Annotated in this window: 10 protein-coding genes and 1 other annotated feature; of the genes, 1 reads left to right on the top strand and 9 read right to left on the bottom strand. The window is 34.6% G+C overall.

Annotation, left to right across the window (positions count from 1 at the left end; all coding sequences use genetic code 11):
- Positions 1–55: 55 nt before the first annotated feature.
- From ACIQXF_RS14825 to pyrF, 6 genes are all read right to left on the bottom strand, one after another.
- Positions 56–1,828, bottom strand: coding sequence for an oleate hydratase (locus ACIQXF_RS14825; RefSeq protein ID WP_402783997.1), 1,773 nt, complete (start codon positions 1,826–1,828; stop codon positions 56–58).
- Positions 1,829–2,331: 503 nt separating this feature from the next.
- On the bottom strand, positions 2,332–2,646 hold the full coding sequence (locus tag ACIQXF_RS14820) for a hypothetical protein (protein WP_402783995.1): 315 nt from the start codon (positions 2,644–2,646) through the stop codon (positions 2,332–2,334).
- Positions 2,647–2,892: 246 nt separating this feature from the next.
- Positions 2,893–3,134: a binding site (T-box leader), on the bottom strand.
- Positions 3,135–3,657: 523 nt separating this feature from the next.
- Positions 3,658–5,310 carry a DUF4179 domain-containing protein gene (locus ACIQXF_RS14815; protein ID WP_402783993.1) on the bottom strand — a complete coding sequence of 551 codons (1,653 nt, stop codon included), beginning with the start codon at positions 5,308–5,310 and terminating at the stop codon, positions 3,658–3,660.
- On the bottom strand, positions 5,297–5,830 hold the full coding sequence (locus tag ACIQXF_RS14810; protein WP_402783991.1) for an RNA polymerase sigma factor: 534 nt from the start codon (positions 5,828–5,830) through the stop codon (positions 5,297–5,299). The genes ACIQXF_RS14815 and ACIQXF_RS14810 overlap by 14 nt, the downstream gene beginning before the upstream one ends.
- A gap of 281 nt (positions 5,831–6,111) precedes the next feature.
- On the bottom strand, positions 6,112–6,582 hold the full coding sequence (locus ACIQXF_RS14805) for a GNAT family N-acetyltransferase (RefSeq protein WP_402783989.1): 471 nt from the start codon (positions 6,580–6,582) through the stop codon (positions 6,112–6,114).
- A 331-nt stretch (positions 6,583–6,913) separates the two neighbouring features.
- Positions 6,914–7,867, bottom strand: a complete 954-nt coding sequence (pyrF, locus tag ACIQXF_RS14800; RefSeq protein WP_402783987.1) for an orotidine-5'-phosphate decarboxylase — start codon at positions 7,865–7,867, stop codon at positions 6,914–6,916.
- 564 nt (positions 7,868–8,431) lie between these two features.
- Between pyrF and ACIQXF_RS14795 the strand changes: the two genes are divergently transcribed.
- On the top strand, positions 8,432–9,295 hold the full coding sequence (locus tag ACIQXF_RS14795) for a helix-turn-helix domain-containing protein (protein WP_402784068.1): 864 nt from the start codon (positions 8,432–8,434) through the stop codon (positions 9,293–9,295).
- Positions 9,296–9,638: 343 nt separating this feature from the next.
- Here ACIQXF_RS14795 and tlp read toward each other — a convergent pair whose 3' ends face one another.
- From tlp to ACIQXF_RS14780, 3 genes are all read right to left on the bottom strand, one after another.
- Positions 9,639–9,875 carry a small acid-soluble spore protein Tlp gene (gene tlp / locus ACIQXF_RS14790; protein WP_370047470.1) on the bottom strand — a complete coding sequence of 79 codons (237 nt, stop codon included), beginning with the start codon at positions 9,873–9,875 and terminating at the stop codon, positions 9,639–9,641.
- A gap of 279 nt (positions 9,876–10,154) precedes the next feature.
- Entirely contained in the window at positions 10,155–11,516 is a 1,362-nt protein-coding gene (locus ACIQXF_RS14785; protein WP_402783984.1) for a TraB/GumN family protein, read from the bottom strand.
- 236 nt (positions 11,517–11,752) lie between these two features.
- A complete protein-coding gene (locus ACIQXF_RS14780) occupies positions 11,753–14,224 on the bottom strand; it encodes an S-layer homology domain-containing protein (protein ID WP_402783982.1) in 2,472 nt (823 codons plus the stop codon).
- Between the last annotated feature and the right edge of the window lie 231 nt (positions 14,225–14,455).

Raw genomic sequence — 14,455 nt, 5'->3', positions numbered from 1 at the left:
GGCAAACTTAAAATGTTTTGAGTTTGTCCACAGTCTGATTTAAGTAACTTAATTTTTATATCAATTTACTTTCTTTGAGTAAATCATATATAATCGTATCTTTCGTTTTATGAATACCAAATTTACCAATTTGTTTTAAGATAAATGGAGCATCTACATCTGTAAATTTTTCACCATCAAGTAAGCGAGCAGTTGAAGCTAACAAAGTACGAATATCATAAGTAGATGCAAACACTTCTGGAACGCCTCGATCAATATCTAATAATTGATAAACAGCTTCCATCGCTGTTCTTACTGAATATTCAGTTGTGAATACAGTGTCTCTTGCTGTTTCACTAAAATTACCCATGAAGGCTAAGTTAACAGATCCATTAGGGACAACTAAAGGACGATCTCCCATTGCTCTAGGCATGAAGTAAGATGTTATATAAGGCATGTAACATGGAATTGTATTACAAGAATTTTGTGCTAAATCTGGTATTTCGTCTACAGGCACACCCATATGGTACAACCACTCTTGCGCAATCTCAATTCCAGTACATTCCGTGATACTCTTTTTAATAAAATCACCCGGTTTATTAGAAAGTAAACCATAAATCCACACTACTAATTGGTCTTTTGGTTGATCTTTAAAATGAGGTTGTCGGTTCAACGTATAGCTTAGCATCCAATTAGAATCAGTAGCAGTTACAATACCACCAGTAACCACTTTACCAGCGTAAGGATCTCTTTTGCTTATCTTTTCAATATATGGAGCAACTTTAGCATCCAATGTAGTTAGTGTTGCTGAAACAAACCAACTTTCTTCAGGAAGATTCTCGCAGAATTTTTCTGGTCTACCGAACTCAGAATCTTGTGAAGCGATGTTTTTCCAAAGTGACCAGCTTCCTCCTAAATCTGTGCTTATAGGGGCTGGTGTATTATTGTCACCATAAGTTGTACTCTCCGTAATACTACCATTTGTAACGAAAACTAATTCATTTTCTGTTAGCTCAATATTCTTTTTCTCACCATTTTGTTTTAACACTAAAGTATGAGCTACCTTTTTGTCGCCAACTTTATCAACTAAAACATTCTCTACAACAGTGTTAAATTGGAAATCAACATTATGGCTTTCTAAATATTTAATCATAGGAAGTACTAAAGATTCATACTGGTTATACTTTGTAAATTTCAAAGCAGATAAATCAGGTAGACCCCCAACATGATGAATGAAACGCATAATATAACGACGCATTTCCATTGCAGAATGCCATTTTTCAAACGCAAACATCGTAGACCAATATAGCCAGAAGTTCGATTCAAAGAACTCTTCAGAGAAAACATCTGTAATTTTTACATCCTCTAATTTCTCTTCAGGAGTAAAGAATAATTTAATCATTTCTTCAGATGCTTTATCAGATAATGTAAATTTACCATCATCCTCAAGTCTTTGCCCTCTATTTTCAATCAACCTACATTTTGAATAGTTAGGATCCTCTTTATTTAACCAATAAAATTCATCTAAAACAGAAGCGTTTTCTATTTCTAGAGATGGGATTGAACGGAATAAATCCCATAGGCATTCAAAATGATCTTCCATTTCTCGACCACCGCGAATAATAAAGCCTCTTGTCGGATTTAAAATACCATCAAGACTACCTCCTGAGATATCTAGTTCTTCGAGAATATGAATATTCTCTCCCTTCATTTGACCATCACGAATTAAAAAACATGCGGCTGACAGTGAAGCTAGCCCCGAACCAACAAGATACGCTGATTTCTCATCAACACCTACTGGTTTTTTAGGACGTGCAAAAGCCTCATAATTACCATTACTGTAATACATAATACCGCCTCCATAAACTATTATCGTGATATAGCATAACATTATTTTGTATGGTAATGGTAAAATGAGAGAGAAATTAACAAATAATTCAATTTTGAAACTAAACTCTAAATATACCACTCCCTATTATTTGACATAACAATTCATTGCATTTTTATAAATATATTCATCAATGTCTTTATATCAAAGGGATTACACAATACTTGAAAATTAGATTACCTTTATAGGATTAACCTTTAAAGCACGCGGATTATTTGCATAATTTCCTTCTATACTATTAACCATATAGCTGTTCAAAAAGGCTAAAGTATACAATCTTTTGAGGACAGTCTTGCATAATTATTATATCAAGAAAACAAAAAGAGTGATTCTTTACAAACACAATTGTCTTTTATACCCCCTAGAAATACAATAACCATCTATCATTTCTTTGATAGATGGTTATCAAAGTGTTTAAAATTTCACTTAAATTTTCGAAAGGAAGATTATTGAACCCAGCTCCCTTATTTTATAAATCGTAGAAATCCTTTTTTCCCGATTTGTAAAACCTCATCATTCATCAATATTATGTCAGTATCATCTTCTACAAGTTTTTCACCGTTTAAAGATACCCCATTTTGTTTAATTAATCGCATAAATTCGCTTTTGCTTTTAATATATCCTTCAGCAATTAATGATGGAATAATATCTAGTACAGACTCTTTCCCTATTTCAATTAACATGGTGGGGATGTTATCAGGTAAAACCTCACTTTCATTAGCGATCTTACCTACCCCCCTTTGAATCATCTCTTCTTGTTCTTCCAGTCTTAAAAACATACAATACAACTCCTTAAATATTGAATTAATATTGCAAGTTCTATAAGAGTAAAAATCAATTTCGTCTTGGCGTAATTGTAGGTATCGCTACAGAAAACATTTGCCGCTTTCGCGCAGATAAACAATGCGTCCGGATTTTGAATTGTTCCTAGGACTGCACGATGTCGATCATCTCGGTAATGGCCACAATCTTTCCACCCACTGTTCTGCTGAATGAAAATAAAAAAACGCCCTTTAGGAATAAACCTAAAGGACGTGTTATGAACGTGTTACCACCTTAATTTAAGAGTTACTCACATAACTCTTCTCAATAGGTACGGCTAAATGCGATACCTTTGCATTGATTACGGATGCAAACCCGTCGTAGCCTACTAAAGTTCGGTACGCAGCTCCAAGATGAATTCATTTTAACTTTCCTTGCGCCTCTCATCGACCGGCTACTTTCTGTAAGTTCCATTAAAACTACTAGTTCTCTTCAACACTTTTACTCTTATACTCCAAATTGTTAACAACAATTTTTCGTTATGCAAATCTTGTTAATTATTATAGTACCTTTATTGGAATTGTCAATAAATTAAAAAGATAAATTTAATTGTATAACTTTTCGAAAGCTAATTATTAAGCTGTTAAGCACGGTTTTAATTTCATTTTTCATCTCTCTTTTTTGAAATAATTAATATTGCGTTTTATTACCTATAGCGATAATCCCCCTCTTTGTCTTTGATTGTTTACACAGATATTAGTCCTAGAATCATGTTTAAATAAAAATAAGCTATAAAGAAAAATCTCTTCACAGCTTATTTTTATATTCATTATTTTTTATTGCCCACTAGTTTGTGTAGATGGCTTTAAGTAAGAACAAACCATAACTAAAGTTACTAGTGCTAATAGCCTTGCATAATTGTAGCTGTCGCTTTGCTTTCGGACAGTTAAACAATGCGTCCGGATTTTGAATTGTGCTCGCACAATTCGTGTCGAAAATCGCCTAGAAAACTGCAGCTCCGACGCATGTTATTTTCCAGACTTAAGCTGAATACGAAGCTCCTCGTTTGGCTTGTCGATTAAATACTTTTCAATGTAAATATCTAGCTCTTTCTTATTGAAATTTTCATACACATCCATTGCTTTATTACTTTCATCTTCAAATAAACCCATCAGTTCAGGATACCCAAAGACCGGTCCATTATCGCCGTCCAGATAATAGGTTTGATTGACTCCAGCAAACGCCGGGTCAGAGCTCAAGGATTCCACATAGAGGTTATTGTCCTTCAAATAATAAGTCCATGTGATTGGATACCCCGCAATGCTAGACGTTAAGCTTTGAGGTTTTACTGATATGTCAGTCAAACGGATTGGATTGTCGTCTCCCCTAATTGCATCAACACGGTGCTTCGCAACGAAGGTTACAGGCTGATTAGCCAGAGAAGCCACATCCAGCCCTTTTACTTCAAAGCGTAGCTCTGTTTCGCTAGGGTTTTTACCCAAAGTTACCCATCTAGAATTTAACAAGGTCCCACCTACATCCAGTTGATATTCCCTAAAAGGAATAGTTTCGTACATATCTTGATCTTGAGTAAGAATCAAACGAACTTGGGTTGGTGTAACCTTCATTTCATGGATTTTCGTGTTAGGAACATCACCCATAGGGATGTCTAGCACTTGCTTAAATGACCCATTTTCCAACTGTTTTTTGGAAAGATTCATATTTGTGCTCCAAGTACTTTCTTTTGTTTCTAGTATATGCTCATAAGAGATCTGGAATTTAGTTCCTTCTTCACGTAAGGTGTCGGACTTGAATAGTTGATCGACGTTTGCTTTTCCGTCACGGTATGAGAAAGAAGTACCTTGCACTTGTTTAACAGATTCACCCACATCATTGATTGCCTCGAATTCTACACGTTTGTACGGCATTTCAGTATCCGAAAGCTTAACGTCTGATCTTAGGAGAACTTTACCTTCAGCTTGTTCAAAAGACTGTAAGGTCACGCTACCCACCCCATCCTTTTGAATTGGGAACACTTGCGTAGTAGAGTCATTAGGATTATAGCTGATGGACTGCTTCTTATTGCCGATGTATTGGATATTCTCCATTACAAACTCAACATCGGTCGTCTGCCCTTCGGCAACCCAGTCCGTCTCAAAAAATCCCTGGAATTCACCAAGCTCCTCATTCCACTCGTGCGTATAATTCCCTTCAATAAAGTTACCCTTCGAATCTTTTAGTCCGATAAATTTAAAATCTATATCCTTTACATCCTTTATATCTTGAGATGTTTCAGGTTTCAAACTATATAGCAATACGGTTCTGTTCTCGTCTACAAACGCCGTGTGAATGGTTAACGTAACACCCTCCTTTGTAACGGATTGCTCTATTTTTTGGCCTAAGCCCTTCTCTAACGCGGACTGAATACCTTCCCTATAGGTAAGCGTGCTGGACCAGTCATAAGTGAGTGCTGCATAAACTGGTGTAGCCATCAAAGCTACAGATAGCCCTGCCACCAAAGCAAAGCGTTTTCGTTTTCGAGGACGAAGGACAATCGGTTCACCACCAGCAACCTTTAGCTCGTCTTGCTGGATACTGCTCCACATCTGATCAAAATCAGGGTAAGCGACGTTATTAGATGCCTTCATTTTGTTTTTAACCTTGTTTTCAATGCGTTCCATATTGGTTCTCTCCCTTCAACCATAGGTTGTTATTGTGTTCAAGTTTTTTGCGCATGATTTTCAATGCCTTATGAAGTCTCGACTTCACTGTACCCACAGGAATCTTCAGGGTTTCAGCGATCTCTACCATGGATAACTCACCGATATAGCGGAGGGTAACAACTGCCAGCAATTTGTCTGGTAGTTGCTTCAGTAGTTCCTCCCATTCTTCTTCTGCTGCTTTTTCTAATACAATAGTGTCTACGGATTTAATTGATGATGTAGCCTGATCATGAAGCCATTGAACCTGACTCTGTTTATCCCGCTGAGTCTTATTCTTTCTAAGCAAGTTTAAGCAATGGTTCATTGCGATGCGCATGATCCAGGCACGCGTATGTTCAACGCTTTGCCAATCCTGACGAAAGACGGTGATAAATACGTCATGGCAGAGATCTTCGGCATCTTGTGCATTCCGTAGCATGTAGTAACATGTGCGGTATACATCCTGGTTATAAGAATCGAATAATTCACGCTCTGTCATCCAAGGCACTCCTTTCCGTGCGTTATACTATTTAAACAAATGACCATTGGAAAAGGTTCATCTTTTTTTGGTAAAGTCATTCTTTATTGATATAGAATTCCATTTACTAACTTTAATACTAAGACAACCACAATAGAAGGGAGAACTTCGATCATAAAGAAACCCCGCATCTTCAAATACATTGGTCAAAGTGCGAGGTTCAAATTATATCGATATTTAATTTTTAAAAAGGCAAATTACAGATGTTAGCCCAAAAGATATATGTATTTTTCTGCATATTTTTAGCTATATTTAAAAATACTAATGTAATAGTCTTCTTCTGGGAAGTCCCCGATATATTCTAGCCCATTTCTTGAATAAAACTCTTTTAACTTTTCATTTCCAGCCCAACAATCTAAATATAGTGTTTTTTTCAACTCTTTTACAAAGGAACAAGCAAATTGCGTTATTGAGGAACCAAAATCCCTCCCTTGAAATTCGGGTAATATAGCAATCTGAGATAGATATTTACTTTTTACCTCAACAGAGAATTCATTTATATTATTTATATCATTTAAACAAAAGGTTCCAATTATTTTCTTATCTAATACTAAAACGTAAGAGAAATTATTTTTTATTTGATTAACAATTTTATTATTATCCCAAGGGTAATCCCATTGGTGTATCCCTTTTTGTTGTAAATCCAAAGTAACGGTATTTAAAATATACAACAATTGCTGTAAGTCCCCTAATTTAGCTAATCTTATCTTCATATATTTACCTCCTTCCTTTAATGGTAACAGTTTTACATTACCTTTGTTGATAATCCATTTCCGCTGAATGAAGATAATGTTTTTACTTATGGTGAAAGAGCCTCTCATATTACGAAGGCGTAAAGTGTTGAGTGTGATTTAAAAGATGATAGAAGGAAAATGAATCTTAATTTACATATTTATGATGAACCATATCATATGTAAATTCGATTTAAAACGCAAAGTACCATTTGAAGTTTTTCAAATGGTACTTTGTGTTTTTTAAAATTATTGTATTGGATATGGAATAAGGTTTTCTAAATAATACTTTAAAAGGGAATGATCAAAAATTCTACCAGATCAGCTTATTTTCTTTTTTTAAAGCTGAATTAATATCTTTATTCATTTCAATAGTTGCTTGTGTGATAGCATTTTTCACAGCCATATGATCCTGAGCATTTACTGATTCAAAAGAGTATATAATACTGCGGGAGGCACTAATCAAAGCCCCATATCCATCTTCATTAAAAGCATTAACAACATCTTTTCCAGTTGCTCCTTGTGTTCCATATCCCGGAACCAAAAATACGGATTTAGGCATTATCTTTCTAAATACCTTCATATCTTCAGGATAGGTTGCTCCTACAACAGCCCCAATTGAAGAATAACCTGATTCCCCTAAGTGTTCATTAGAAAATTTATTTATTAGAAATCCTACTTTCTCAGCTAAGGATATTCCATCTATTGACTTCTGGTCTTGAAAATCCCCCGAATATGGGTTACTCGTTTTAACTAAAACAAATAATCCAGAATTTATCTCTTTAGCTGAGTTAAAAAACGGTTCAAGGCTATCTCTACCTAAATAGGGGTTAATTGTAAGTGCATCTACTGCATCTTTATTTTGATTCCATTTGTTGTTTTCATCTCTAAAAAATGAATTTGCATAGGCTTTTGCAGTAGAACCTATATCGCCCCTTTTTGCATCGGCGATTACAAGCAATCCCATCTGTTGAGCATACTTCACAGTTTCCCAAAAAGCGTGAATTCCGTGTTCACCAAAAACTTCATAATATGCTAGTTGAGGCTTTATAACTGCCACGTTATCTTTAATTGCATCAATAACTAATTTATTAAATTGAGTAAAAGCAAACCCAGCTCCCTTTGGGTTTTCGCCATATGTTTTTTTAGCTTCTTCTATTATAAAATTGGGAATACGTGAAATTATAGGATCTAACCCTATAACCGAATGGGATTCTTTTTGTTTAACTGCTTTATTAAGCCTATCTGCAAAATTTTGTTTAAACATACCCTTTATCTCCTTACAGCTCTTTTATAAGAGATATAATATTAATTAAGGTTATTAGGTTTTGGATCGCTTGTTGAAGCATTATCCAAATATCCGTATCCATCTTTAACCCCAAATATCTCCATCAAAAATTACATAAAATGCACATTTTTTAAAAAGCTAGACTGCAAAAAGATAGGATTTTACTCAATAGTCGATTTTATTACCAATAAAATATACTAAATATAATAAATCAAAACCATCGACATAGATTGTTACTGGTTTGCTCTGTGCCTTGAATTCTCTCTATTACAACTTTTATCTAAAGTTGCATTACTAACTACATATATTCCAATAAATCAGATGTAATGGCTCTTTCATATTTATGTTGCATGGAGTATCTCCTAGTAACTGATTACATATGTATTTCAAAATGCTTCTTTTAACTCATGAAAGATGAGACATTTAAATATAATTTCATTAAAATTTTAAAAAGTGAATTAGGTTGTAAGGAAGATCACTTAGTGTAGTAATTAAAAATTCAAGCATAGTTGCACCTCATTTCAATTTTGGAGTGTGAAATACATGGATATAGGAACTAAAATTCGTAGTCTCAGATTATCAAAAGGCTTATCACAAAAGGAGTTAAGTGAAGGAGTCTGTTCGCAAAGCATGTTAAGCCAAATTGAGAAAAACAAACACACACCTAATTTCCACTTGCTTGCAAAGTTGTGTGAACGATTGGAAGTACCTTTAGATGAACTGAGTGAATACACAACAACTGAGTTGACTATTAAAAAAAACTTAAAAGAAAAGTTATCAGCACTATTTTATCAGAGAAAATATGAAGAAATTTATGGATTGATAAAATCCCATCATCTTCATTCATTCTTCTATACTCCATTAGACCTGCAACTCCTTTTATTTTATAAAGCACTGTACTATGGTTTTACTAAAGGAGAACATCATAAGGCTTATGAAATATTAGAAGAAGCACTCTATATCACTTATTATGAAAATAAATCAAATCTTTCCTATCAAGAGATTATTATACTTAACAACCTTGGTATTTTTATAGCGAAAATGGAGATGTTTATAGAATCATTTCGCTATTTTGAAATCATTTTACAAGATATTGATACGAACACAAAGATTGAAAATGACCCGAAAATAACGCTAATTTACTTCAATATTGCTAATGCCTATTCAAAATATGGGGAATACGAAAAAGCTTTAAAAGTTTCTATACAAGGTATTCAATGGGCAAATAAACCAAATGTCAATACACAATTACGCCTTAGCCATCTCTATTATGAGAAAGCCTATAATGAGCAAATGCTAAATATACCAAACTATATTGAATCCTATAAAATCGCCTATTATTTAGCAGTGAATGAGAAAGATGACTTCTTATTGAGGTTCATTCAATCTAAGATTAATATTGACTAGCTATGCATTATATGTAACCTGAATAAAATCATAATCTAATTATCCTTATAAATCTATAAATAGAAAATTAGTTTTCTAATATTCCCATAAAACCCCAGAAAAAGACTTTAAGAGCAGCTTTTCATCGGAATACTTAATTGAAGTTATTCAGTACTATTTTATTTTTAAAGAACTTAACACAAAAATTGTCAAATATTTTTTCAAAATGGGCATACTTTGGAATGTAATAAGTTATTTACCTCCTCATAAAAGCAGATGGCATTTTAGAAGTCCATTATAGAACTTCTAGACCATCTACTTTTGTTGTGAAGTCCGAAAAATGGAGAAACCTAAGTCTCCAATTCTACACTTCTCCTTTTTTGCGTGCTGCCATTTCATCTTTCATTTCTTCTTTTAATCCTTCAATTGACTGTTGACGTCGCTTATTTTTTTCTTTAATCATTTCACTTTGCATAGGGTCTGCAAATTCCAAACTAATTTCCGCTTCATGAAGTTTTTCTTCAGTGTTCTTAACGATATCACGAATTCGTTCAACGTTATTAGATCTATCATCTGGTTTCGAGTGTCTTGAATTAGCCAAGGTAACCTCCTTAAATTTTGACGTTAACATTAGTTTGTATTTTTTTTATGTTTATATGTACACTAATTTTTACTAAGAAAAGCGCATTTGCCCTTTTGCCACGTGAAGAGACTCAAGCGAATACCTAGACATCACCAAACTTATACTTCCTTATCTAAAAAGCCTTTAAGGAAATATATCCCTTAAAGGCTTTTTTACTCTAATAACTAAATTAAAGTACAACTTAAAATGCATTTCCCTTAAACTCCAACAGGAATTTACCGGTAAATTATTTTTTCTTTATTGATAAAACGGCTTCACTTTGTAACCGTTTTTCTCCAAATGATAGCGCACGCTTTTCTCGATTAAGTAGTGACCTGAACCAACAACAACAAAGTACGTACCTTTTTTCTCTTTAAGTACATTCATGATTTTCTTTGCCATTTGTTCATCTCGTAAACCAAATAGCATTTCATTGTACTCTGACGATTCGCCTTGCATCGCTTGGAAGCTTTTTGCAAATTCTTCAACGTTGCCCTGCTTCCAACTTGTAAACCACTCTTCGAGGATTTTAGCTTGATTCTCTTCAGATGGATTGATGATGTTATCCAACACAGCGACTAAAGACTGCTCCTGAGCTTCTGGTGATAACGCGTCAAACATATCAATTTGTGCTTTTGTACCTTCTAATTCAATCACTGGCTTTTGCTGTAGCTGTGCATTCAATAAAAAGTAAATATCAATACCATGCATCGCCAACTCTTGTGGTGTCATACCAAAGGAATCATCCATTGCCAGCAGTGATAATGTGCTTGTCAGCATCCAAGGCTTTTGCAATGTCAGTTCTTCCATCGGGAGATTGTATAGTTTCGCTACTTTCTCAAGTTTCGCATATGTTTCTGGCGCAACAGCATCTTTCAGTGTTGAGCCGTCTGAATACATTCCCTTTTCTGCAGAATATTCTAGCCCTTTCGTATCCAGAATATTTGCCTCTACTAACAGCGCATCCGCTTCATCGAACGCCTTCACTAGTTTTTTATCGAACGGATATAAGTCAGGTGTACCTAGGTGAATGGAGCCAAGTAAATACACAAGTGTATCCTCATCCTCCACTACCCAAGCTACCCCCTTCGCACCTTGCTCTGCAAGTGCATATGTACTCTGAATGAATCGGACAGCTAGTAGTACAGCTTGTTGCGTCGTTGCTTTTTCCTCTAACTGTAGTCCGTTTGACGAACCTTGTAATATATTATGTTCTTTCATAAATTTAATGGCATCTGTGCCGACAGGTAAATCGTAGCGCGCCACGATATTATACAAACGCTTTACAATATCACCGCGTGTGTTATCGTTCTTCACGCTCACTGGCTTGTACTGTTTATTTTCCGCTAAGCCCAGGGAAGCAATTTTCTTTTCTGTTAATGCCAGTAGTTCATTTACTTTCTCCACCGAAATTTCTTGAAGGAAGCCTTCATAATACCATTCAATTGGGTAAATGCCGTATTTTTCACCCTCGTTTAAGGTTTCAATAGCCCAATTACTAATGGATGGTGTTAGGGCAGGTGATTGCTCCTCCGCATGGATCACTGGCACAATCGTTGTCAGCATCAATGAAGCGCCAAGCAACGCAGCACTCGTACGTTTCAGTATCTTTTTCATCATATTATCTTCTCTCCCTTGGTCTTTATTTTCAACGCCGCTTGAAATTATACCATATAATTACAAGATGATTTATAGTAAATGTGAAAAATACTTACAATTTTGTATCGGCTTGAAAATGCATGGCTTTTTAATATGTATATTAATCCTGGATACGAATTCTAAAAAGAAAAACCTTGTAGAGATATCTCTACAAGGCCTTTCTAATTTGAACAGTTTACATCATTTCAAATTTATTATTATTTTGAAATAGAACCGTCTTTAACTTTGTTGTTATTAGCATCAACTAGATTAGTTGATTTGAATTCAACTTCAATGCTATCTGTTAAAGCATATTCAGCTTTAGTAGTCACAGTAAGTTTACCATTTTCTACAATAGCAGAAGTAAGTTTTACAGTTGAGCCTGCAATCTTCACTGTTAAACCTGTTGGTGTATCTTCTTTAGCAATGCTTTCAGAGAAGTCTACGATAAATTTTTTGTTATTTACAACTGTTACTTTAGAAGCTACAGGTGCAATATTTTCTTTAAGTGCTAGTGTAATTGAAGCTTTACCATTTTTAAGTGTGTTACCTTTAGTATCTACTACATTCTTAGCTTCAAGTACATAACTACCATTAGCTGTGATAGAACCCTCTGGTAATGTGAATCTTACTTTTTTAGTACCATCTACAAATTGAAGTTGAGTTCCAGCAGGTAGCTCTTTTCCTCCAAGTGTGTAGTTAGCTACATTTGTTGCTGTTGCAGTCACATCTGCAGCATACTCAACAGTAAATACATTATTATCTGTTACCTCAGGTGTAGCTCCAAGTACTAATGAATCTGTTGGTGTTTCTGGTGTAGCTTCGAATGCACCAGTTGCAACATTAAATGTAATTGCCTCTGCAGTTACGTTTTTAGATAAATCTTTAACTGCTTTAGCAGATAATTCAAATGTATATGTTGAATTGCTATCTAAATCAATATCAATTTTTACTGTATTTTTCTCAGCACCCTCGATTTTACCGTTACCATCTACATCGAAACCAGCATCTGCTTTTACAGCTGTTACTTTCCCAGCAGTGTAAACAACACCGTTTTGAGATTTAAGCGTTAATTCACCATCTACTTTTACAGGTTCACTAAAAGTAAGGTATAAAGCATCTACGTCTGTAGTTGCATTTACATCATCAGCTACTAACATTTTAGTAGAAGCTGATACAAATGTAGCAGGCGTTGTATCTTTAGTTAGAATAGCATTGAACTCAAATGCGTCTCCAGCATTTCCAGCTAAATCTTTTTGTCCTTCTACTTTAATGTTTGTATTAATGAATGTCGATGTACCTAAAGCAGTTTTTGCATCAATAGTGAATACAGTTTTATCAGTAGCATCTTTAATATTAGCATCTGTTAAGTAGAAAACAATAGAACCAACAGTTACTTTTGCATACTCTTCAGTAGTAGCATTTCCATCAAGATTTTGTTTCATTAATTCTTCTGAGAAATCAAAAGTGATTTCTGTACCATTCACAGCTGTAGATACAGTTGGTTTTGAATTATCAACGTCTGCTTTAAGAACTGTGAAGTTAACTGCGATAGGATTTGCGATATTATTTGCAAAGTCAGTTGCGCCAACAATGTCTACATTATAAGTTTGCTCAGCAGTTAAACCGTTGATTGTTAACTTTTTACCAGATAAAGTATAGCGATCCTTAGCAAGTTCAGTACCATTTAAGCTTACTGTACCTTCACTTTGTACAAGCTCATCGAAAGTGATAACTGCTGTTGTACCTTTTGCTTCAACGGCATTAACGCTAACAGGAGTTGTGTCTGCAAATGTGATTAATTTGTTGAATTCTTCAGTTAGAACTTTAGCATCTGCTTTAGTTTTGATTGGTTTTACAGTCACTTTGTCATTTGCTAATTTAATCTCTTTATCAGTCGTTAAAATAACAGTCATGCCGTCTTCAGATACTTCTGCTTTTGTGATAACTACACCATTAATAGCATATTTCGCTGTCACTTCAGCATCTTCTTTATCAACAGCTGTGTTGAACTTCACTTCAAATTCCTTCGCATTAAGTCCTTTTACAGATGCTACAGCTGGTGTTACTTCCTTAGTTGTTGCATCAATTGTACGTTTTACCATAGTAGCGAATTCTTCACGGCTGATTTTATCTTGTGGTGCTAATAAAGAACCTTTACCGTTGATTACGCCGTTTTCTACAGCTGTTTCTAAGTATGATACAGCCCATTTAGAAGCTTTAGAAGCATCTGCGAATTGGCTTAGATCAGCTTTACCTGTTAATTGGTAACCTTGTACGATAACTTTAGCAGCTTGTTCTCTTGTTAATTGAGCTTTAGGTTCAAATTTACCATTGCCCATACCGTCAAATAATTCTGGTGAAGTTGCAAGCACTGCGTTATAGAACCAGTCATTTTCATTTACATCAGAAAAATCTTCTGTTCCAGTTGCTTTTAAATCTAATGCTTTTGATAAAATTTCAGCAGCTTCTGCACGAGTAAGTGTACCAGCTGGATTGAAGTTTCCTTTTTCGTCACCTTGGATGAAACCTTTGTCAGTTAAAAATTGTACTGCTTCTTTTGCCCATGATGAAATGCTATCTGCATCTTTAAATTCAGCAGCTGATGCGACTGGTACGATTGCTGACGCTACTAGGGCTGCTGTAGCTGAAACTGCGAAAAATTTACGACCTTTGTTTTGCTTTGTCATTATTTTATTCCTCCAGAACTCTAATAAAATTATATTATTTTGTGAAAACAATATTAACGCTCTATTAATTTCAAAAATTATGTATAATAAGTTTTCGAAAATAATAAGTTTATTACAAAAAGATTATCTGTAAAGCAATCTTCTAAATTTACAATGATTAATTTAACAATCAAAATTTGCCTTACAAGACAATGATATTATTATAATCCCAATAAATAAATGCTAAAAATA

The organism is Lysinibacillus sp. NPDC097231, from assembly GCF_044761885.1.
GTDB lineage: Bacteria > Bacillota > Bacilli > Bacillales_A > Planococcaceae > Lysinibacillus.
This window is presented reverse-complemented; position numbering and strand designations above follow the sequence as displayed.

Excerpts from the sequence above, each read along its gene's own strand:
- ACIQXF_RS14820 (WP_402783995.1), bottom strand. The coding sequence starts at position 2,646 with ATGTTTTTAAGACTGGAAGAACAAGAAGAGATGATTCAAAGGGGGGTA.
- ACIQXF_RS14805 (WP_402783989.1), bottom strand. The coding sequence starts at position 6,582 with ATGAAGATAAGATTAGCTAAATTAGGGGACTTACAGCAATTGTTGTAT.
- ACIQXF_RS14815 (WP_402783993.1), bottom strand. The coding sequence starts at position 5,310 with ATGGAACGCATTGAAAACAAGGTTAAAAACAAAATGAAGGCATCTAAT.
- ACIQXF_RS14795 (WP_402784068.1), top strand. The coding sequence starts at position 8,432 with ATGGATATAGGAACTAAAATTCGTAGTCTCAGATTATCAAAAGGCTTA.
- pyrF (WP_402783987.1), bottom strand. The coding sequence starts at position 7,867 with ATGTTTAAACAAAATTTTGCAGATAGGCTTAATAAAGCAGTTAAACAA.
- ACIQXF_RS14825 (WP_402783997.1), bottom strand. The coding sequence starts at position 1,828 with ATGTATTACAGTAATGGTAATTATGAGGCTTTTGCACGTCCTAAAAAA.
- ACIQXF_RS14785 (WP_402783984.1), bottom strand. The coding sequence starts at position 11,516 with ATGATGAAAAAGATACTGAAACGTACGAGTGCTGCGTTGCTTGGCGCT.
- ACIQXF_RS14780 (WP_402783982.1), bottom strand. The coding sequence starts at position 14,224 with ATGACAAAGCAAAACAAAGGTCGTAAATTTTTCGCAGTTTCAGCTACA.
- ACIQXF_RS14810 (WP_402783991.1), bottom strand. The coding sequence starts at position 5,830 with ATGACAGAGCGTGAATTATTCGATTCTTATAACCAGGATGTATACCGC.